Origin of the sequence: Streptomyces sp. NPDC005195, assembly GCF_040608315.1 — a bacterium.
GTDB lineage: Bacteria > Actinomycetota > Actinomycetes > Streptomycetales > Streptomycetaceae > Streptomyces > Streptomyces kaempferi.
Genome location: NZ_JBEXHZ010000010.1, coordinates 137,775 through 158,225, shown reverse-complemented (window position 1 = coordinate 158,225; position 20,451 = coordinate 137,775). Strand labels below are relative to the sequence as shown.

At 72.9% G+C, this 20,451-nt stretch carries 18 protein-coding genes and 1 riboswitch; of the genes, 7 read left to right on the top strand and 11 right to left on the bottom strand.

Going from position 1 to position 20,451, the window contains the following annotated elements; genetic code table 11:
- Window positions 1–8: 8 nt before the first annotated feature.
- Entirely contained in the window at window positions 9–764 is a 756-nt protein-coding gene (locus ABZV34_RS14505) for a decaprenylphospho-beta-D-erythro-pentofuranosid-2-ulose 2-reductase (protein WP_356275063.1), read from the top strand.
- A gap of 76 nt (window positions 765–840) precedes the next feature.
- Here ABZV34_RS14505 and ABZV34_RS14500 read toward each other — a convergent pair whose 3' ends face one another.
- The gene (locus ABZV34_RS14500) at window positions 841–1,428 is read right to left on the bottom strand and encodes a 2'-5' RNA ligase family protein (protein ID WP_356275060.1); all 588 of its coding nucleotides are present in this window, start codon (window positions 1,426–1,428) and stop codon (window positions 841–843) included.
- A 163-nt stretch (window positions 1,429–1,591) separates the two neighbouring features.
- The gene (gene trpS / locus ABZV34_RS14495) at window positions 1,592–2,605 is read right to left on the bottom strand and encodes a tryptophan--tRNA ligase (RefSeq protein WP_356275057.1); all 1,014 of its coding nucleotides are present in this window, start codon (window positions 2,603–2,605) and stop codon (window positions 1,592–1,594) included.
- A 145-nt stretch (window positions 2,606–2,750) separates the two neighbouring features.
- Here trpS and ABZV34_RS14490 point away from each other — a divergent pair, with 145 nt between their 5' ends.
- The 3 genes from ABZV34_RS14490 (at window position 2,751) to ABZV34_RS14480 (ending at window position 5,345) form a co-directional block, all read left to right on the top strand.
- A complete protein-coding gene (locus ABZV34_RS14490; protein ID WP_356275242.1) occupies window positions 2,751–3,320 on the top strand; it encodes an RNA polymerase sigma factor in 570 nt (189 codons plus the stop codon).
- Window positions 3,313–4,212, top strand: coding sequence for a hypothetical protein (locus ABZV34_RS14485; RefSeq protein WP_356275054.1), 900 nt, complete (start codon window positions 3,313–3,315; stop codon window positions 4,210–4,212). The genes ABZV34_RS14490 and ABZV34_RS14485 overlap by 8 nt, the downstream gene beginning before the upstream one ends.
- Before the next feature lie 338 nt (window positions 4,213–4,550).
- A complete protein-coding gene (locus ABZV34_RS14480; RefSeq protein ID WP_356275051.1) occupies window positions 4,551–5,345 on the top strand; it encodes a hypothetical protein in 795 nt (264 codons plus the stop codon).
- Window positions 5,346–5,374: 29 nt separating this feature from the next.
- Here ABZV34_RS14480 and ABZV34_RS14475 read toward each other — a convergent pair whose 3' ends face one another.
- Complete coding sequence (locus ABZV34_RS14475) at window positions 5,375–6,820, bottom strand: glycine hydroxymethyltransferase (protein ID WP_356275049.1); 1,446 nt, start codon at window positions 6,818–6,820, stop codon at window positions 5,375–5,377.
- A 31-nt stretch (window positions 6,821–6,851) separates the two neighbouring features.
- Window positions 6,852–6,939, bottom strand: a riboswitch (ZMP/ZTP riboswitch).
- 122 nt (window positions 6,940–7,061) lie between these two features.
- Between ABZV34_RS14475 and rocD the strand changes: the two genes are divergently transcribed.
- Complete coding sequence (rocD, locus tag ABZV34_RS14470; protein ID WP_356275046.1) at window positions 7,062–8,267, top strand: ornithine--oxo-acid transaminase; 1,206 nt, start codon at window positions 7,062–7,064, stop codon at window positions 8,265–8,267.
- Between the two features lie 26 nt (window positions 8,268–8,293).
- Here rocD and ABZV34_RS14465 read toward each other — a convergent pair whose 3' ends face one another.
- A complete protein-coding gene (locus tag ABZV34_RS14465) occupies window positions 8,294–9,478 on the bottom strand; it encodes a glutathionylspermidine synthase family protein (RefSeq protein WP_356275043.1) in 1,185 nt (394 codons plus the stop codon).
- Window positions 9,479–9,534: 56 nt separating this feature from the next.
- Window positions 9,535–9,891, bottom strand: a complete 357-nt coding sequence (locus ABZV34_RS14460; protein ID WP_356275040.1) for a hypothetical protein — start codon at window positions 9,889–9,891, stop codon at window positions 9,535–9,537.
- Window positions 9,892–10,022: 131 nt separating this feature from the next.
- Between ABZV34_RS14460 and ABZV34_RS14455 the strand changes: the two genes are divergently transcribed.
- Complete coding sequence (locus ABZV34_RS14455; protein WP_356275239.1) at window positions 10,023–10,862, top strand: hypothetical protein; 840 nt, start codon at window positions 10,023–10,025, stop codon at window positions 10,860–10,862.
- A 314-nt stretch (window positions 10,863–11,176) separates the two neighbouring features.
- Here the strand turns inward: ABZV34_RS14455 and ABZV34_RS14450 are convergent, their stop codons facing one another.
- Window positions 11,177–12,592, bottom strand: a complete 1,416-nt coding sequence (locus ABZV34_RS14450; RefSeq protein WP_356275037.1) for a PLP-dependent aminotransferase family protein — start codon at window positions 12,590–12,592, stop codon at window positions 11,177–11,179.
- Between the two features lie 46 nt (window positions 12,593–12,638).
- Here ABZV34_RS14450 and ABZV34_RS14445 point away from each other — a divergent pair, with 46 nt between their 5' ends.
- On the top strand, window positions 12,639–13,169 hold the full coding sequence (locus ABZV34_RS14445) for a carboxymuconolactone decarboxylase family protein (RefSeq protein WP_356275034.1): 531 nt from the start codon (window positions 12,639–12,641) through the stop codon (window positions 13,167–13,169).
- Between the two features lie 70 nt (window positions 13,170–13,239).
- Here the strand turns inward: ABZV34_RS14445 and ABZV34_RS14440 are convergent, their stop codons facing one another.
- The 5 genes from ABZV34_RS14440 to ABZV34_RS14420 are packed head-to-tail and all read right to left on the bottom strand — an operon-like array spanning window position 13,240 to window position 20,352.
- Window positions 13,240–14,193 carry an ABC transporter substrate-binding protein gene (locus ABZV34_RS14440; protein WP_356275031.1) on the bottom strand — a complete coding sequence of 318 codons (954 nt, stop codon included), beginning with the start codon at window positions 14,191–14,193 and terminating at the stop codon, window positions 13,240–13,242.
- 1 nt (window position 14,194) lies between these two features.
- Complete coding sequence (locus tag ABZV34_RS14435; protein WP_356275028.1) at window positions 14,195–16,153, bottom strand: ABC transporter permease subunit; 1,959 nt, start codon at window positions 16,151–16,153, stop codon at window positions 14,195–14,197.
- Window position 16,154: 1 nt separating this feature from the next.
- Window positions 16,155–17,258 (bottom strand): glycine betaine/L-proline ABC transporter ATP-binding protein, encoded by a 1,104-nt coding sequence (locus ABZV34_RS14430; protein ID WP_356275025.1) that lies wholly within the window; start codon window positions 17,256–17,258, stop codon window positions 16,155–16,157.
- Window positions 17,258–18,781, bottom strand: a complete 1,524-nt coding sequence (locus ABZV34_RS14425; RefSeq protein ID WP_356275022.1) for a GMC oxidoreductase — start codon at window positions 18,779–18,781, stop codon at window positions 17,258–17,260. The genes ABZV34_RS14430 and ABZV34_RS14425 overlap by 1 nt, the downstream gene beginning before the upstream one ends.
- A 50-nt stretch (window positions 18,782–18,831) precedes the next feature.
- Entirely contained in the window at window positions 18,832–20,352 is a 1,521-nt protein-coding gene (locus ABZV34_RS14420; protein WP_356275019.1) for an aldehyde dehydrogenase family protein, read from the bottom strand.
- Window positions 20,353–20,451 lie beyond the last annotated feature (99 nt).

Genomic DNA, 20,451 nt, shown 5'->3' with positions numbered 1-20,451 from the left:
GAGCTGACATGAAGGACGCTTTCGGTGCCCCCCAGTCCCTGCTGATCCTCGGCGGCACGTCCGAGATCGCGCTCGCCACCGCACGCCGTCTGATCGCGCGCCGCACCCACACGGTGTGGCTCGCGGGACGCCCCTCGGCGGCCCTGGAGCAGGACGCCGAGCACCTGCGCGGACTCGGCGCGGACGTCCGTACCGTCGCCTTCGACGCACTCGACTGCGAGTCCCACGAGGCGGTGCTCGGCAAGGTCTTCGCCGAGGGCGACCTCGACATGGTGCTGCTCGCCTTCGGGGTCCTCGGCGACCAGGCGCGCGACGAGCGGGAGCCGCTGGCCGCGGCACGGATCGCGCAGACCAACTACACGGGCGCGGTGTCCGCGGGACTGGTGTGCGCGCGGTCCCTCCAGACGCAGGGGCACGGCTCGCTGGTGGTGCTCTCCTCGGTCGCGGGCGAGCGGGCCCGCCGCTCCAACTTCATCTACGGGTCCAGCAAGGCGGGCCTGGACGCCTTCACCCAGGGCCTGGGCGACGCGCTCTACGGCACCGGCGTCCATGTGATGGTCGTACGCCCCGGCTTCGTCCGCACGAAGATGACGGCCGGCCTCGACGACGTCCCCCTGTCCACCACCCCGGAGGCGGTCGCGACGGCCATCGAGGTGGGGCTGCGCCGGCGCTCGGAGACGGTGTGGGTGCCGGGGGCGCTGCGTCTGGTGATGTCGGTGCTGCGGCACCTGCCGCGGGCGGTGTTCCGGCGGCTGCCGATCTGACCGGGTCCGGCCGCACCCCGCCCGAACCGGGTCCCCCGCACGCGGGCGATCAGCGGGCGGGCGCGCCGGACACGGCCTAGCGGGCCGGCAGCGTCGTGGTGTCCTGGTCCGCGGGCGCGCAGGCCTGCGGCGGGACGACGGCGCCGCCGAACGCGTACTCGCGCAGTTTGCGCCAGACGCCGTCGGTGCCCTGCTCGTAGAGGGCGAAGCCGGTGCAGGGCCACTGGGCCTCGTACCCGGCGAGTTCCTCGTAGGCCCGGTCCATGGCCGCGTCGTCGATGGCGTGCGCCACGGTGACGTGCGGGTGGTACGGGAAGTGGAGTTCGCGGGCCACCGGCCCCGACGCGTCCCTGACCTGCTTCTGCAGCCAGGTGCAGGCCTCGGCGCCCTCGACGACCCGGACGTAGACGACGGGCGACAGCGGCCGGAAGGTGCCCGTGCCGCCCAGTCGCATCGGGAAGGGGCGCCCGGCGGCCGCGACCTCCAGGAGGTGCGTCTCGACCGACGGCAGCGCCGAGGCGTCCACCTCCGTCGGAGGCAGCAGGGTGACGTGTGTGGGAATGCCACAAGCCGCGGGGTCACCGAAGCCCGCGCGCCGCTCCTGGAGCAGGCTGCCGTGAGGCTCCGGGACCGCGATCGACACTCCGATCGTTACGGTCCCCACGTCGTCTCCTGTCATGTCGTTGTGTCGATGTCCGGTGTTCCCGCGCGCAGGAACGACTACCGGCTCGGCTATCGACTGTACGGCGATACGGCCCGATACCGGCCGTCGTACCGGTGTTGCTCTCGTCTCGTACGGACTGTCGAACGGTGTCGCGCGGGCGCTCTCAGTGCTTCGCGGGCAGGAAACCCACCCGGTCGTACGCCTGCGCGAGCGTCTCCCCGGCCACCGCGCGGGCCTTCTCGGCCCCCTTGGCCAGGATCGAGTCGAGCGTCTCCGGGTCGTCCAGATACTGCTGGGTGCGCTCCCGGAACGGCGTCACGAAATCGACCATGACCTCGGCGAGGTCCGTCTTCAGCGCACCGTAGCCCTTGCCCGCGTACTTCTCCTCGAGTTCCGCGACACCGGTCGTGGTGAGCGTCGAGTAGATGGTCAGCAGATTGCTGACACCCGGCTTCAGCTCGGTGTCGTACCTGATGACGGTGTCCGTGTCGGTGACCGCGCTCTTGACCTTCTTGGCGGTCGCCTTGGGGTCGTCGAGGAGGTTGATGAGGCCCTTGGGTGTGGAGGCCGACTTGCTCATCTTGATCGACGGGTCCTGAAGATCGAAGATCTTCGCCGTCTCCTTGAGGATGTACGGCTTCGGGACCGTGAAGGTCTCCCCGAAGCGGCCGTTGAAGCGCTCGGCGAGATCGCGGGTCAGCTCGATGTGCTGACGCTGGTCCTCACCCACCGGGACCTCGTTGGCCTGGTACAGCAGGATGTCCGCGACCTGAAGGACCGGGTACGTGAAGAGGCCGACCGAGGCGCGGTCGGAGCCCTGCTTGGCGGACTTGTCCTTGAACTGGGTCATGCGGGAGGCCTCGCCGAAACCGGTGAGGCAGTTCATGATCCAGGCGAGCTGGGCGTGCTCGGGGACATGACTCTGGACGAAGAGCGTGCAGCGCTCCGGGTCGAGGCCCGCGGCCAGCAGCTGGGCGGTGGCGAGCCGGGTGTTGGCGCGCAGGTCCGCCGGCTCCTGCGGAACGGTGATCGCGTGCAGGTCGACGACCATGTAGAACGCGTCGTGGGACTCCTGCAGGGCCACCCACTGGCGCACGGCGCCGAGGTAGTTGCCGAGGTGGAACGAGCCTGCCGTGGGCTGGATTCCGGAGAGCACGCGGGGACGATCAGAGGCCATGCCCACCATTCTCTCAGGTGTCGGCGCCCGGTCCGGAACTGGCGCGAAACGGAGGCGGCACGGGTGGGAACCGATCGGCCTTCGGCGGTGTAGCAAGAGTGTGAGGACGCGGGAGGGGGGCCGCATCGTCGTCGACGAGGCCGTGGTGATCGCACGCGTACGCGCCGGGGAGCCGGAGGCGTACGCGGAGCTGGTCCGCGCCCACACGGGCATCGCGATCAGGGCGGCCCGGGCGCTCGGGGCGGGTGCGGACGCGGAGGACGTGGTGCAGCAGGCCTTCCTCAAGGCGTACTACGCGCTGGGGCGCTTCCGGGACGGCTCGGCGTTCAAGCCGTGGCTGCTCTCGATCGTGGCCAATGAGACGAGGAACACAGTGCGCACGGCGGCACGGCAGCGGACCCTGGCCGGCCGCGAGGCGGCGTTCACCGAAGCGGACCCGCTGATACCGGAATCGGTGGACCCGGCGGCGGCCGTGCTCGGGGCGGAGCGCCGGGCGGCCCTGCTGGCGGCCCTCGACCAGCTGAGCGAGGAGCACCGGCTCGTCGTGACCTACCGCTATCTCCTCGAGATGGACGAACCGGAGACGGCGCAGGCCCTGGGCTGGCCCCGGGGCACCGTGAAGTCCCGCTTGAACCGCGCCCTGCGCAAGCTCGGCCGACTGCTCCCGGCCCTCACGCCGGGCGAGCCCCGGGAAGGGGGTGACGCGCATGGCTGAGCCGTACGGGGAACAGGGCTCGGGACGCTCCGGCGACGGGGAGCGGGCCGCTCGCGAGGACGCCCCGCGACTCGCGGCGGAGTTGCGCGCGCTCGGGCGGTCGCTGGACGGGCCGGGCGGGGCCGGGGACGAGTCGATGGCCGAGCGGGTCCTGCAGCGGATACTCGCCGAGCGGATCCCGGTCCCGGTGACCGTCCGGCCGGGGCCCGGTGAGCGTGTCCGCGCGGTCCGCCGCTGGGTGCGGCTCAGGGGGCGGGTGCTGGCCGCGGGCCTGTGCGGTCTGCTGACGGTGCTCGTGCTCACGCCTCCGGTGCGCGCCGCGGTCGTCGACTGGTTCGGCTTCGGCGGTGTCGAGGTGCGGTACGACCCGTCGGCGGTGCCGTCGCCAGGGGCCGAGGTGCCGGGCTGCGGCCCGTCGCTCACCTTGGCCGAAGCGGGCCGACGGGCGCGGTTCGCGCCGGCCGTGCCCGGCGCCCTCGGGGTGCCGGACGCGGTGACGGTGACACGGGAGCCGAGGGTGCGGTTCCTGATGACTCTGTGCTGGCGCGAGCACGGACACACGATCCGGCTGGACGAGTATCCGGCCGGCCTCGACATCGGCTTCGCCAAGACGGTGCGGGAGCCGCCGGAGTGGGTGTCGCTGGGCGGGGACGGGAGCCGGGACGGGAGCGGGAGCGCGGGCTTCGGTGATCCGGCGTTGTGGTTCCCCCGGCCGCATCTGATCAGCTTCTGGCTGATCGCCGCGTCCGGCGACCGCTTCACCCGCTCGGAGCGGACGGCGGGACCCACGCTGCTCTGGATGCGCGGGGGCGAGGTGACCCTCCGTCTGGAGGGCGTGGCGTCGAAGGCGCGCGCGGTGGAGATCGCGCGGTCGCTGGAGCGGCGGAAGTAGGCGGGCCGGGAGTGGGAACCCCGGCGGGCCGGGCGGTGTACCAGAAGTGACACACGGCGTGCGGGGCGCGGGGTGCGGGCGGGCAGGAGGCACCCCGGCAGGCGAAGACGGTGGGTGAAGTACCAGGACCGGCGGCCGGCGCGCGCATCGGCTCGGGGCCGGGGAATGGATGTGGGGGCGGTTCGGGCCTACGAGGGTCGGGGGGACGGATGACGTGGCGGGTCCTGCGTACGGGCAGCCGAGGGGGACGGGCGGGCGGGCCGGCCCCTCGGGCGGGAGGGCGGAACAGGGGGACGGAGCGCCGGGGTGACGGCGCGGCGGGACGGCGGGCTCCGAGGATGCAACGGCGCCGCGATGAGGGCGCGGGGTGCGGGGGCGAGCGGGCGGAGTGGCCGCGATGGGGTCGGGCCGAGTGGTGGCGGGCCGAGTGGTGGCGCGGCGGGCGTACGCGGGGGTGGCTGCCGCTCCTGGTGTCGCTGGTGCCGGTCGCACTCGGCGCCTCGCCGGCCCTGGCCTCGGCTCCCGGCGCGATGGCCGCGCGGGCCGACACACCGGACATGGCCCTGGTCGTCGCCGGAGGCACCGGGCACACCACTCTCGTGCGCTCAGGGGACCGGGACTTCGCTCCGCTCTGGCGCCTGCTCGCACCCCGGTTCACGGGGACGGAGACAGTGCCCGACGCATGGGCGGCGGGCGGCTATCCGCCGGTGCGCGCCACCGTGATCTGGGGGATGACGGGCGTCGGAGGCTGGCCGCAGACGAGCCGGGCACCCGGCGGGGACGTCGCCATCGAGCGTGAGGACCAGGTGTTCCTGACGCCGGACGGCACTGTCTGGGTGCGGTCGGATCCCTCGCCTGACGTGGCGGACGACGACGTCCGCTGGCACCGGGCGCCCCGCTCGGTGTTCGACCGGCTGGTGGAGCGCGGGGGTCCGTTCGGTCCGGGAGCCCCGGAGGTGTCCCCGGCGGCGCGGGCCGCCGGTCCGGGCGTGTGCGCGCGGTGGGCGGTGACCGGACTGGCGATGGGCCTGCTCGGCGGCGCGGGCGGCACCCTTCTGATACGCCGCGCGGCGGCCCGGCGTGACACTGCCGGACCGCCGCGGGAACCACGGCAGGAACTGATCGACCTGTAGGGCAGGCTGGGCCCGGCCCACGGGGAGGGTCAGCCGAGGTCGATCTCCGGGTACAGCGGGAAGGGGGCCAGCAGATCGGTGGCACGGTGCGAGATCTCGTCGGAGATCTTCGGGTCCAGGACGTGCTGGGCCTTGGACGGGCTGCCCTTGGCGGTGGTGCCGGGCTCCGCGACGGTGAGGACGCGGTCGATCAGGCCGGCGATCTCGTCCATCTCGGCCGTCCCCAGACCACGGGTGGTCAGGGCGGGCGTGCCGATGCGGATGCCCGAGGTGTACCAGGCTCCGTTGGGGTCGGCGGGGATGGCGTTGCGGTTGGTGACGATGCCCGAGTCGAGCAGCGCGGACTCGGCCTGGCGGCCGGTGAGGCCGTAGGAGGAGGCGACGTCGATCAGGTTCAGGTGGTTGTCGGTGCCGCCGGTGACCAGGGTGGCGCCGCGGCGCATCAGACCCTCGGCGAGGGCGCGGGCGTTGTCGACGACGGCCTGGGCGTACTCGCGGAACTCGGGACGGCGGGCCTCGGCGAGCGCGACGGCCTTGGCGGCCATGACGTGCGGGAGCGGGCCGCCGAGGACCATCGGGCAGCCGCGGTCGACCTGCTCGGCGAGGGACTCGTCGCACAGGACCATGCCGCCGCGCGGGCCGCGCAGCGACTTGTGGGTGGTGGTGGTGACGATCTGCGCGTGCGGGACCGGGTCGAAGTCGCCGGTGAGGACCTTGCCGGCGACGAGACCGGCGAAGTGGGCCATGTCGACCATCAGCGTCGCGCCGACCTCGTCGGCGATCTCCCGCATGATCCGGAAGTTCACCAGTCGGGGGTAGGCGGAGTATCCGGCGACGAGGATCATCGGCTTGAACTCGCGGGCGGACACGCGCAGGGCCTCGTAGTCGATGAGGCCGGTGGCGGGGTCGGTGCCGTAGGAGCGCTGGTCGAACATCTTGCCCGAGATGTTCGGGCGGAAGCCGTGGGTCAGGTGACCGCCGGCGTCCAGGGACATACCGAGCATGCGCTGGTTGCCGAAGGCCTGGCGCAGTTCGGCCCAGTCGGCCTCGGAGAGGTCGTTGACGTTGCGGACGCCGGCCTTGGCGAGGGCCGGGACCTCGACGCGGGCGGCGAGGACGGCCCAGAAGGCGACGAGGTTGGCGTCGATGCCGGAGTGCGGCTGGGCGTAGGCGTGCTCGGCGCCGAAGAGTTCGCGGGCGTGCTCGGCGGCGAGGGCCTCGACGGTGTCGACGTTGCGGCAGCCGGCGTAGAAGCGGCGGCCGACGGTGCCCTCGGCGTACTTGTCGCTGAACCAGTTGCCCATGGCCAGCAGGGTGGCCGGGGAGGCGTAGTTCTCGGACGCGATCAGCTTGAGCATGGTGCGCTGGTCGGCGACTTCCTGGCCGATGGCGTCCGCGACGCGGGGCTCCACGGCCCGGATCACGTCGAGGGCGCTGCGGAAGGCGGTGGACTCGGTGGACAGGGGCTGGGACATGACGGCCTCCGGACGTGGCGTTCGGCGTTCACGGGTCGGCCCAGGCGCACGGCACACAGTTCACGGAGCCGCTCCCCGATGGTCGGTCCCATCCCAGCGCGCCAGTCACGGCTCCGCCGGTCACCCTACCGGGCACGCCGGATCACGGGCCACGCGACGCCGGGGGCGCGCGCTCGCCGCCCGCGCCCCCGGCGAGCGACGATGGGAGGAAGGCCCTGGTGCCGCAGGAGACGGAGACTCCGTGACCCTCACCGAACAGCTCATCGCCGCCGCCGACGCGCACGGCGCGCCCACCTACCGTCCACTGCCGGTCGTCGTGGCGACGGCGGACGGCGCCTGGATGACGGACGTCGAGGGCCGGCGCTATCTCGACCTGCTGGCCGGCTACTCGGCGCTGAACTTCGGGCACGGCCACCGGCGGCTGATCGACGCGGCCAAGGCGCAGCTGGAGCGGGTGACGCTGACGTCCCGGGCGTTCCACCACGACCGGTTCGCCGCCTTCTGCGCGGAGCTGGCGGAGCTGTGCGGCATGGAGATGGTGCTGCCGATGAACACGGGCGCGGAGGCGGTGGAGACGGCCCTGAAGACGGCCCGGAAGTGGGGATACCGCGTCAAGGGCGTTCCCGACGGCAGGGCGAGGATCGTGGTGGCGGCCGACAACTTCCACGGCCGCACGACGACCGTCGTCGGCTTCTCCACGGACCCGGCGGCGCGGGCGGACTTCGGTCCGTTCACGCCGGGCTTCGACATCGTGCCGTACGGCGACGCGGGCGCGCTGCGGGCGGCGCTCACCGAGGAGACGGTCGCCGTGCTGCTGGAACCGATCCAGGGCGAGGCCGGGGTGGTGGTGCCGCCGGCCGGCTATCTCGCCGAGGTGCGGGCCCTGACACGGGAGTGGAACGCGCTGTTCGTCGCGGACGAGATCCAGTCGGGTCTGGGCCGGACCGGGAAGACCTTCGCGTGCGAGCACGAGGGTGTGGTGCCGGACATGTACGTGCTGGGCAAGGCGCTCGGCGGCGGGGTCGTGCCGGTGTCGGCGGTGGTGTCGAGCGGTGAGGTGCTCGGCGTGTTCCGGCCCGGCGAGCACGGGTCCACGTTCGGCGGGAATCCACTGGCCTGCGCGGTGGCCCTGGAGGTGATCGCGATGCTGCGGACGGGCGAGTACCAGCGGCGGGCGGCGGAGCTGGGGGCCCATCTGCACCGGGAGCTGGGGCTGCTGGCCGGCACGGGCCGGGTGACCGGGGTCCGCGGGCGCGGGCTGTGGGCGGGTGTGGACATCGCCCCGGCGTACGGGACGGGCCGTGAGGTCTCCGAGCAGCTCATGGACCGGGGCGTCCTGGTCAAGGACACCCACGGGGCGACGATCCGGATCGCCCCGCCACTGGTGATCGGCAAGGACGACCTGGACTGGGGGCTGGCACAGCTGCGTGGCGTGCTGGGCGTCTGAGGTTGTCCGGTGATCACCGGACAACCTCAGACGATCACATGGGGCAGGAAGCGGGCGTACTCGTCGGTGATCAGGCCTGCCGACTCGCGGATACCGAGTCCGGCCGGTTCGTCCTCCACCACCCAGGCGCCGAGCACGACGCGGTGGCCGTCGAAGGAGGGCAGCGGGGCCAGCTCCTGGTAGCAGCAGGGTTCGTCCCGCGGGACGGGGTCGGCGCCGGGTTCGTGGACGGTGACGCCGGCGCCCTCGCGGCCGAGCAGGGGCTTGGCGACGTACCCCGTGGTGGCGGCCAGTTCCCGCGGGCCGTCGAGGTGGGCGGCCAGCAGGTTGGGGTGGCCCGGGTACAGCTCCCAGAGGATCGCCAGGAGCGCCTTGTTGCTGAGGAGCATCTTCCAGACGGGCTCGATCCACATCGTCGAGCCCGTACCGCCGCCGTTGTCGAGGGTGTCCAGGACGTGGCCGGCGAAGCGGTCGGTGGTGAGCCATTCCCAGGGGTAGAGCTTGAAGCAGGCGCGGATGAAGCGGAGCCGGTTGTCGACGAAGCGGCCGGACAGGGGGTCCCAGCCGATCTCCTCGACCGATATCCAGTCGGTGTCGAGGCCCGCCTGTTCGGCGGTCTCCTTCAGATAGGCGACGGTCATCAGGTCCTCGCCGAGCTCGTCCTCCGCGGAGTGCGCGAAGTACAGGGGGTTGCCCGGCGGGAGGAGGGCGGCCTGCTTCCGCCAGCCGGCGACGAGGCGTTCGTGCAGGGAGTTCCACTGGTCGGCGCCGGGGAAACGATCCTCCATCCAGAACCACTGGGGGCTCGCGGCCTCGACGAGCGAGGTCGGGGTGTCCGCGTTGTACTCCAGCAGCTTGGCGGGGCCCGTCCCGTCGTAGCGCAGGTCGAAGCGGCCGTAGAGGGAGGGGAGTTCGGCACGGCGGTGCCAGGCCTCGGTGACCGCCCGGACGACCCTCGGGTCGGTGATGCCGAGATCGGCGAAGCGGTTCTCGGCGACGATGTGCCCGGCCGCCGCGAGGCACATGCGATGCAGTTCCGCGACGGTGTCCTCCAGGGCCTCGACCTCGGGGAGCGAGAAGGCGTAGTACGCGCTCTCGTCCCAGTAGGGGCGCAGGGAGTCGTCCGGGTAGCGGGTCAGCGGGTAGATGAGGCCCTGCCGCTCGACGGTCTGCTGCCAGTCGGGGCGGGGTTCGAGGAGACGGCGTTCCACGGCGTCAGGTGTCCGATCGGGTGCTGGGCGGTACGGGGTCGGTGGCGTCGGGGCGCTCAGCCGCCGGAGCCGCCCTTCCCGCCCTTGCCGCCGCCGATGCCGCCCCGGTCCACGCCGTGGCCGTGGCTGCCTCCGGAGGAGCCCGATCCCTTGCCCGGCTTGGTGAACGAGCCGCCGTCGACCCAGTTGCTCTTCTTGTCGCCCCCGTAGTACCACGTGCCGTGCGTGGCGGACTTCGTGGACGTGCAGCTCTTGTCCGCGACGACCTTGTAGCCCTTGACCGCCTGGTAGCTGTCGCGGTCGACACAGCGCTTGTCGGGGTCCGAGGAGCAGGCGGTGAGGGTCGCCGCGAGCAGTCCCATGCCACCGAGCACGACCGTGCCGGAGCGCAGTCGCCGTCGTGTGTCCGCCATGTGAGGTCCCCCCGTGGTCCAGATGAGTTCGTCCGGCTCGGCGCCGGCACTCAGCGTAGAGACCGGTCGCGGCCGCTACGCGATGGCCCCTTCGATTCGGCTTCCCCTACAGTCACTTCGTGCTCTTTGGAATGATGTGCGCGCTTGGTGCGGCGGTCTGTTTCGGTACGGCGACGGTGCTGCAGGCGATCGCCGCACGGACGGCGGCCGGCGCCGGCGGCGGCACCGGCGGTCCGGGCGGGGACGCGGCGCTGCTGCTGCGGGCACTGCGGCAGTGGCGGTATCTCGCGGGGCTGGCGCTGGACGGGCTCGGTTTCGTGTTCCAGATCGCGGCGCTGCGGTCGCTTCCCATCTACGCGGTGGGGGCCGCGCTGGCGTCGAGTCTCGCGGTGACCGCGGTGGTGGCGGCGCGGCTGCTGAGGGTGCGGCTCAGCGGGTCGGAGTGGGCGGCGGTGGGGGTGGTGTGCGCGGGGCTGGGGATGCTCGGGCTGGCGTCCGGGGCCGAGGGGGACCGGGCGGGCTCCATGACGCTGAAGTACGTGATGCTGGGGACCGCGGTGCTGGTGCTGCTGCTGGGGCTGGTGGGCGGGCGGCTGTCGGGGCGCGGGCGGGCGCTGGTGCTCGGGCTGGGGGCCGGCTTCGGGTTCGGGGTGGTCGAGGTGTCCGTGCGGCTGATCGACGACCTCGCGCCGGGAACGCTGGTGCGCAATCCGGCGGTGTACGCGCTGCTGGTCGGGGGAGGTGCCGCGTTCCTGCTGCTGACCACGGCACTGCAGCGCGGCTCGGTGACGACGGCGACCGCGGGCCTGGTGATCGGCGAGACCATCGGGCCGGCGCTGGTGGGAGTGGTGTGGCTGGGTGACCGTACGCGGGAGGGGCTGGAGTGGCTGGCGGTGCTCGGGTTCCTGGTGGCGGTGGCCGGGGCGCTGGCCCTGGCGCGGTTCGGGGAGGCCCCGGTGGAGGAGGCCTGACGGGGTGACGGGAGAGCGGGCCGGGCGGCCCCCGCGCACAGTCCGGGCTAGCGTCTTCGACTGTCTCGAGCGGGGGCCGGCGGGCTGCGGCGCGGACGCCACCCGTCGCCGACCCCGACCCCGACCCCGGCATGGCTCAGCTAGGCACGGCACGGCACGGCTCAGCTAGGCACGGCACGGCACGGCTCAGCTCAGCTCAGCTCGGCACGGCTCAGCTCAGCTCGGCACGGCACGGCACGGCTCAGCTCAGTTCGGCTCAGTTCGGCACGGCTCGGCTCGGCGGTGAGCCGTTCCGCCCCGACGGCGGTTCCGGGCTATCCGCCGGCGGAGGCGAGGGCCGCGCACAGTGCCTCCAGCGCCCCGGCCCACCCATGGTCCGGTGGTGTCCCGTACCCCACCACGAGCGCGTCCGGCCGCCCGGCCGTCGAGTCCGGGTGGCGGTAGCGGTCCAGTCCGTGGACGGCGAGCCCGTGCCAGGCCGCCGCCCGCAGCGCGGGCCGCTCCGTGTCCGGCGGGAGTCGCAGCACCACGTGCAGACCTGCCGCGATCCCGGTCGCCCGGACCCCGGGGGCCCGGTCCGCCAGCCGCGCCACCAGCGCGTCCCGACGACGGCGGTAGCGCAGGCGGGCCGCGCGGACATGCCGGTCGTACGCGCCCGAGGTGAGGAACTCCGCCAGTGTCAGCTGGTCCAGCACCCCGCAGGACCAGTCCGCCCAGCCCTTCGCCGCGACCACCTCCGGCGCGATCGACGGCGGCAGCACCAGCCAGCCCAGCCGCAGGCCCGGGGCCAGGGACTTGCTCGCCGTGCCCAGGTAGACCACGTGGTCGGGGTCGAGGCCCTGGAGCGCGCCGACCGGCTGGCGGTCGTAGCGGAACTCCCCGTCGTAGTCGTCCTCCAGGATCAGCCCGCCGCCGCGCCGCGCCCAGTCCACCACCGCGGCCCGCCGTTCGGGGTGCAGCGGCGCCCCCATCGGGAACTGGTGCGCGGGGGTCAGCAGCACCGCCCGCGCCCCGGGCAGGTCACCGGCCGTCAACTCCTCCGTGCGCGTGCCCAGTTCGTCGAAGCCGAGCGGCAGTGTCCGCAGGCCGGCTCGTTCCAGCAGGTCCCAGTACGTGTCCAGCCCGTACGGCTCCACGGCCAGCGCCCGCGCTCCCCGTTCGCGCAGCACCTGGCCGAGCAGCATCAGCCCGTGCGCGAAACCGGCGCAGATCAGGATGTGCTCCGGGTCGGCGCGGACTCCGCGGGCCCGGGCCAGATAGCCGGCCAGGGCGGTGCGCAGTTCCACCCGGCCCCGCGGGTCGCCGTAGCCGAGGGCGTCGTTCGGGGCCGTCGCCAGAGCCCGGCGGGAGGCCTTCAGCCAGGCCGCGCGGGGGAAGAAGGACAGGTCCGGGGTGCCGGGGCTCAGGTCGTACACCGGCCGGGAGCGGGCGCGGCGCGGTTCCGGGGCGGCCGCCGGCGCGGGCACCGGACGTTCGGCGACGCTCGTGCCCGAGCCCTGGCGTGCGGTGAGCCAGCCCTCCGCCACCAGGTCGGTGTACACGTCCGCGACCGTGTTGCGGGCGATGCCCAGGTCGGCGGCGAGGGAGCGGGAGGAGGGCAGCCGGGTGCCGGGCGCCAGCCGGCCGCCGCGGACCGCCTCCCGAAGGGCGTCCGTCAGCCCTTTGCGGACACCCGATCCGGTCGGCTCGACATGGAGGTCGATTCCGAAAGTGGCCCAGGATTCCACCATGGAAATGGACCATACTCCTGGGCTGCCTTGTTCGTAGGGTCGAGGCATGACGACGAACGAAGCCCCCACCGACACCGCGACCGGCACCGGCACCACCGAGGAGTACGCCCCCGAGCACAGCCCCCGGCTGGCCTGGGCCAAGCTGGCCCCCGACGTCTACAAGGCCATGGTCCGGCTCGACACGGCGGCCCAGCAGGGGCTCGACCCGAAGCTGGGCGAGCTGGTGCGGATCCGTGCCTCCCAGCTCAACCACTGCGCGTTCTGCCTCGACATGCACACCAAGGACGCGCTCGCCGCGGGCGAGAGCGTCGAGCGGATCGTGCAGCTCGGCGCGTGGGACGAGTCCCGGCACTTCTACACCGAGAAGGAGCTCGCGGCGATCGAGCTGACGGAGGCGGTCACCGTACTGACCGACGGCTTCGTGCCGGACGAGGTCTACGCGCGCGCCGCCCGGCACTTCGAGGAGGCCGAGCTGGCGCAGCTGATCGCCTCGATCACGGTCATCAACGCGTGGAACCGGTTCGGGGTGACCTGCCGGCTCGTGCCCGGCCACTACACGCCGGGACAGTACAGCTGACGGCGGCGGTGACGGTGACAGCGGCGGCGGCGGCGCCACGGAGCTCGTCACGGGGCTGAGGCGACCGGGGTCACGACAGCCACGCCCGCCAGGTCGACGCGTGGCCGTCCACCCACTTCTTCGCCGCCTCCTGGGCCGACAGCTTCTCGTTGGCGATCATCAGGGAGACCTCGTTCTGGTCCCCGGTGGTCCACTTGAACTTCTTCAGGAAGGCCGCCGCCTTGCCGCCGTTCTTCGCGAAGTCCGTGTTGAGGTACTTCTGGAGCGGGGTGTGCGGATAGGCGCAGGCGACCTTCGCCGTGTCCGCGTCGCAGCCCTCCTTGTAGGCGGGCAGCTTCACCTCCGTCATCGGGACCTTCTCGAAGAGCCACTGGGGTGAGTACCAGTACGTGAGGAAGGGCTTCTTCTCCTTCGCGAACTGCTTCATCTGGGTGATCTGCGCGGCCTCCGAACCGGCGAACACCACCTGGTAGTTCAGCTTCAGGTTGCCGACCAGCGCCTTGTCGTTGGTGACGTACGACGGGGAGCCGTCCAGCAGCTGGCCCTTGCCGCCGCTCTCCGCGGTGCGCAGCCGGCCGGCGTACTTGTTCAGGTTCTTCCAGTCGGTGACGTCCGGGTGCTGCCGGGCGAAGTACGTGGGCACGTACCAGCCGATGTGCCCGGTGACCCCCAGCCCGCCGCCCGGGACGATCGTCCTCTTGTCCTCGACGTACCGCTTCTCCTGGTCGGGGTGGCCCCAGTCCTCGAGGATGGCGTCGACCCGGCCCTGGCTGAGCGCGTCCCACGCGGGGACCTCGTCGACCTGCACGGTGTCGACGCGATAGCCGAGCTCGTGCTCCAGCAGGTACTGGGCGACACCCACGTTGGCCTGCGCTCCCACCCAGGACTGCACGGACAGGGTCACGGTCCCGGCGCCCTGGGCGCCCGCGAAGGGCGAGGCCTGCTGGGTCATGTCGGCCGCGCCGCAGCCGGTCAGCAGCAGCGCGGACACACCGGCCGTCAGTGACATCGTACGAACTCGCATGTCACGCTCCCTTCTTCGTGGGCCGCCGGGACGGCTGGGTCACCCGGTCGAGCATCAGGCCGAGGCAGACGATCGCCGCTCCGGCCACCAGGCCGGTCGCCAGGTCGCCCTGGGCGAGGCCGAACACGACGTCGTAGCCGAGCGCGCCGCCGCCGACCAGACCGCCGATGATGACGACGGCGAGGACCAGCACGACACCCTGGTTGACGGCGAGCAGCAGTGCCGGCCGGGCCAGCGGGAGCTGGACCTGGCGCAGCTGCTGGGCGCCGGTGGCACCGAGCGAGCGGGCCGCCTCCAGCGCGGCGGGGTCGACGGCCCGCAGGCCCTGGGTGGTGATGCGGACCACGGCGGGCAGCGCGTAGACGACGGCCGCGGCGACGGCGGGCGCGCGGCCGACACCGAACAGCGCCACCACCGGGATGAGGTACACGAACTGCGGCATGGTCTGGAAGACGTCGAGGACGGGCCGCAGCAGCCGTTCGACGCGCTCGCTGCGCGCCGCCGCCACGCCGGTCGCGAAACCGAGGACGAGGGTCACGGCGACGGCCGCGAGCACCTGCGAGAGCGTGTCGAGGGACGGCTTCCACACGCCGAGCACCCCGATCGCGGCCATCGCGAGGACCGCGGTGAGGGCGGTGCGCCAGGTGCCGATCAGCCAGGCGAGGGCGGCGACGATCAGCAGGACCGACCACCAGGGCAGCGCCTGGAGGCCGTCGCGGAGGGGGTCCAGGACCCAGGTGGTGAAGTGGCCGGCCCAGTCGGCGGTGCCGCCGAGGTAGGGGACTCCGGAGTAGAGGTGGTCGGTCATCCAGCCGACGACGCGGTTCACGGGCTCGGCGATGTGCAGGGTCCAGGTGCCGGGCCAGTCGAGCCGGCCGGTGAGACGTCCGGCGAGCGCCACGGCGACGGCCGCGGTGAGGGCGTACACCCAGAGCAGGGCGGTTCCCCCGGTGCGGGTGCCGAGCCGTTCGCCCGCGGCGCCGGTCACCCGGTCCAGGACGACCGCGAGCAGCACGATCGGGATGCCGGCGGCGAGCGCGGCGCCCACGTCGACGGAGGCGAGGGCCTGGTAGACGCGGTCGCCGAGGCCGCCCGCGCCGATGACGGAGGCGATGACGGCCATCGACAGCGCCATCATGATCGTCTGGTTGAGGCCCAGCAGGAGTTCCTTGCGGGCCAGCGGGAGGCGGGCGGTCAGCAGCCGCTGCCGGGCCGTGGCGCCGAGCGAGGTGACGGCCTCCATCACACCGGTGTCGGCGTCGCGCAGGCCGAGCGCGGTGAGACGGGCCATGGGCGGCGCCGCGTACACGACGGTGGCGAGGACGGCGGCGGGGACCCCGATGCCGAAGACCAGGACGACGGGCAGCAGGTAGGCGAACGCCGGCAGCACCTGCATGGTGTCGAGGACCGGGCGCAGCGCGCGGTAGGTGCGGTCGGAGAGTCCGGCGGCGAGGCCGAGCAGCGCGCCGAGGGCGACGGACGCGAGGACGGCGACCACCATCAGCGCGAGCGTCTGGAGGGTGGGCACCCACATGCCGAGCAGCCCGCAGGCGAGGAAGGCGGCGGCCGTTCCGAGCGCGAGCCGGATGCCGGCGGCCCGCCAGGCGACGAGCCCCGCGGCGACGGTGACGCCGGCCCAGCCCGCCGCGAGCAGCACCAGATAGACGGCGCGTACGCAGAGGACGACGGCGTTGCTGACGTAGCCGAAGAAGTACAGGAACAGCGGGTGGCTGTCCCGGTTGTCGATGATCCACTCGCTGGTCCTGCCGAGGGGCGCGGCGAGGTCGACGGTCAGCGCGTGCGGCCAGGTCCCGCCGCCCCAGCGGGAGTCGAGAACCGGGGCGAGGACGGCCGCGGCGACGGCGAGCAGCAGGATCTTGGCCACGGCGCGGTGCCGGGTGGCGCTCTTGAACAGGGCGGAGACGCCGGTGTGCCCGACGGTCGCGGTGACGGCGGCCATCTCAGGTCACCTCCTCACCGCGGGCCGCGGAGTCCGTCCCCGCCACCACCCCGAGCAGTGCCGCCGGGTCCACGACCCCGAGGCAGCGTCCGTTCTCCATGACGCGGGCCGGGCCGCCGGAGCGCGCCACCGCCTCGATGGCCTGCGAGACGGTCGTCTCCGGTGCCACCGCCGGGCCCCGTGCGGCCTCGTCCGCGGACGCGGCCCGCATCGCCGTACGCACCGTCAGGACCTGCTCGCGCGGCACGTCCCGGACGAACTCGCGGACGTAGTCGTCGGCGGGTGAGCCGACGATCTCCTCGGGCGTGCCGAGCTGGACGATGCGGCCGTCGCGCATCAGGGCGATGCGGTCGCCCAGGCGCAGGGCCTCGTTCAGGTCGTGGGTGATGAAGACCATCGTGCGGCCCTCGTCGTGGTGGAGACGGACGACCTCCTCCTGCATGTCACGCCGGATGAGCGGGTCGAGCGCGCTGAACGGCTCGTCGAAGAGCAGCACTTCGGGGTCGACGGCGAGAGCCCGGGCGAGCCCGACGCGCTGCTGCTGGCCGCCGGAGAGCTGGCCCGGCCTGCGCTGCTCCATGCCTTCGAGGCCGACCTTGGCGACGACCGCGGCGGCGCGCTCGCGGCGCTCCGCCTTGCCGACGCCCTGGATCTCCAGGCCGTAGGCGACGTTGTCGAGGACGGAGCGGTGCGGGAGCAGGCCGAAGTGCTGGAAGACCATCGCGGCGCGGTGCCGGCGCAGTTCGCGCAGCCGGGCCCGGTCCATGGCGCGTACGTCCTCGCCGTCGATGGCGATCGTGCCCGCGGTCGGCTCGATCAGCCGGGTCAGACACCGTACGAGGGTGGACTTGCCCGAGCCGGACAGGCCCATGACGACGAAGACCTCGCCCTTGCGCACGTCGAAACCGACGTCCCGGACGGCGGCGGTGCAGCCGGTGCGGGAGCGGAGTTCGGCGGGGGTGAGGGCGGCGAGTCCGGGATCGGCGGGGACCCGCTCGGGCTTCGGCCCGAAGACCTTCCACAGGCCGTCGACGGAGAAGACGGGGCTGCCGGGGCCACTGGTGATACCGACGCTACTGGCGCTACTACTGGCGCTCGTACTCATCACGCACCGCCCCCGATCAGCTCGGCGCATTTCTCCCCGACCATGAGCACCCCGATCATCGGGTTCACGGCGGGCATCGTCGGGAAGACGGACGCGTCGGCGACGCGGAGGCCGTCGAGGCCGCGCACCCTCAGTTCGGGGTCCACCACGGCGTCGGTGTCCGCCGCCGCTCCCATCCGGCAGGTGCCCGCCGGGTGGTACACGGTGTGCGCGACCTGACGTGCGTACGCGCTCAGTTCCTCGTCACCCGTGACGTCCGGGCCGGGGCACACCTCACGCTTGAGCCAGCCCGCGAGCGGCTCGGTCGCGGCGATCTCGCGGGCGATGCGGATCCCGTCGACGAGGGTGCGGCCGTCGTAGTCGTCCTCGTCCGTGAAGTAGCGGAAGTCGAGGGCGGGTTTGGCCGCCGGATCGGCGCTCGTCAGGTACAGCCGCCCGCGGCTGCGCGGCTTGGGGATGTTCGGGGTCATCGAGACGCCGTGCGCGGGGCGTTCGTAGCCGATCCGCTCCGGGTTGTCGGTGAACGGGACCTGGTAGAAGTGGAACATCAGGTCGGGGCCCGCCTGTCCGGGGTCGCGGCGCACGAAGAGGCCCGCGTCGGAGTCCATCGCGGAGTTCTCGGGGATGGGGCCGTCCGTCTCCCACACGATGACGGACTCGGGGTGGTCGAGCAGGTTCTCGCCGACGCCGGGCAGGTCGTGGGCGACGGGTATGCCGAGCGCCTCCAGATCGGCGGCCGGTCCGATGCCGGAGTGCAGCAGCAGCCGCGGCGAGTCCACGGCGCCCGCGCACAGCACGACCTCCCGCCTCGCCCGTACGAGGATCTCCTCGCCGTCCTTGGTGCGCACGTGCACGCCCGTCGCGCGCGTCCCGGCCAGCTCCAGCCGGTGCGCCCATGTCTCCAGCATCAGCGTGAGGTGGGGCCGCTCGTCCATCACCGGGTGCAGATAGGCGACCGACGCGCTGGAGCGCTTGTTGTTCTCGGGGTGGTAGGCGAGGTCGAAGAAGCCGGCGCCCTCGGTGAACGGCTGCCGGTTGAAGCCCTCGACGCGGGGCACGCCCAGCGCGGACCGGGCGGCGTCCACGAAGTCGCGGGCGATGGCGTTGCGGTCCTTCTCGTCGACCGGGACGATGTTGTTGAGGAGCCGCGCGAAGTACGCCTCCATCGGCACCGCGCCCCAGCCCTCGGCGCCGGCGGCCTCCCACTCGTCCCAGTCGGAGGGCAGCGGCTTGAACGCGATGAGCGTGTTGTGCGAGGAGCAGCCGCCCAGCACCCGGGCCCGGCTGTGCCGGATGTGCGAGTTGCCGCGGGGCTGCTCGGTGGTCGGGTAGTCGTAGTCGAGTTCGCCACCGAGCAGGCCCATCCAGCGGCGCAGGGTGAGGACGTCCTCGCGGCCGACATCGCTCGGGCCGCCCTCGATGACCGCGACGGTGACGTCGGGGTTCTCGGTGAGCCGGGAGGCGATCACGGAACCGGCCGTTCCGCCTCCGATGACGACGTAGTCGTACGTGTTCTCGTGCATGTGGTCGGGCTCCAGGGTGCTGTGTGCGGTGGGGGGTTGCGGCACTGGGGTCAGCCCGCGAACCAGCGGACCGGCTTGGGCGCGAGGTTCTGGTAGACGTGCTTCGTCTCGCGGTACTCGGCGAGGCCCGCCGGGCCCAGCTCGCGCCCCACACCGCTCTTGCCGAAGCCGCCCCACTCCGCCTGCGGGAGGTAGGGGTGGAAGTCGTTGATCCAGACGGTGCCGTGCCGCAGCCGTCCGGCGACCCGGCGGGCGCGGCCCGCGTCGGACGTCCAGACGGCACCCGCGAGCCCGTACTCGGTGTCGTTGGCGAGCGCGACGGCCTCCTCCTCGGTGCGGAAGGTCTCCACCGTCAGGACGGGTCCGAAGACCTCCTCGCGGACCACCTTCATCCCGCGGTGGCACTGGTCGAGGACGGTCGGCTCGTAGAAGTAGCCGGTGGCGGGCCTGCTGCCGGAGGGTTCGGGACGCTGCCCGCCGGCCCGCAGCACCGCACCCTCCGCCAGCGCGGAGGCGACGTACGCCTCGGTCCTCTCCCGCTGCCGCTCGGAGACGAGCGGGCCGCACTCGACACCTTCCTCGGTGCCGCGGCCGAGCCTGATCCGCCCGGCCCGGCGCGCGAGTTCGGCGACGAAGCGCTCGCGCACGGACTCCTCGACGATGAGACGGGAGCCCGCCGAACAGACCTGACCGCTGTGGATGAAGGCGGCGTTGAGCGCCTGGTCGACGGCCGTGTCGAAGTCCTCGTCCGTCGCGCAGGCGTCCGCGAAGACGACGTTGGGGTTCTTGCCGCCGAGTTCGAGGGCGACCTTCTTGACGGTGTCGGCGGCGGCCCTGGCCACCTTCGTCCCGCTGATCAGGCCGCCGGTGAAGGAGACGAGGTCGACGTCGGGGTGCTCGGCCAGGCGGGCACCGACCGTGTGCCCCGGTCCGGTGACGAGATTGGCGACCCCGGCCGGCAGACCGGCCTCGACGAGCAGCCGCAGCAGCGCGACCGTCGTCAGCGGCGTGATCTCGCTCGGCTTGACCACGAAGGTGTTCCCGGCGGCCAGCGCGGGCGCGATCTTCCAACTCGCCTGCAGCAGCGGATAGTTCCAGGGCGTGATCAGCGCGCAGACGCCGACCGGCTCGTGCACGACGACACTGTGGACGTCCTCGGACCCGGCGTCGACGACCCGGCCGCCGCCCTCCCCCACGACGAGGTCGGCGAAGTACCGGAAGGCGTCCGCGACGCAGTCGATGTCGACGCGCCCTTCCTCGACCGTCTTGCCCGCGTCCCGGCTCTCCAGCAGCCCGAGCTCCTCACGGTCACGGACCAGGAGGCCGGCGACGCGGCGCAGCAGTGCGGCCCGCTCGGCGACGGGGGTGTGCGGCCACGGGCCCGCGTCGAAGGCGGCGCGCGCGGCCGCCACGGCCGCGTCGGTGTCCTTCTCGTCGCCCTCCGCGACCACGGCGAACGGCTTCGCATCCGCGGGATCGAGGATCTCGCGGGTCGCGCGGGACGCGGCCGCGCGCCACTCCCCGCCCACATGAAGGGTCTGTTCTGCCTGCTGAGCCCGGTGTCCGGCCATGGTCGGTGCTGCCTTCCGTTCCTGATCCGTTCCCCTGTGTCACACACATGTCACTCTCGGGGACCGGGAGCGCATGCCCCCCGGCCCGGATTGCATGCA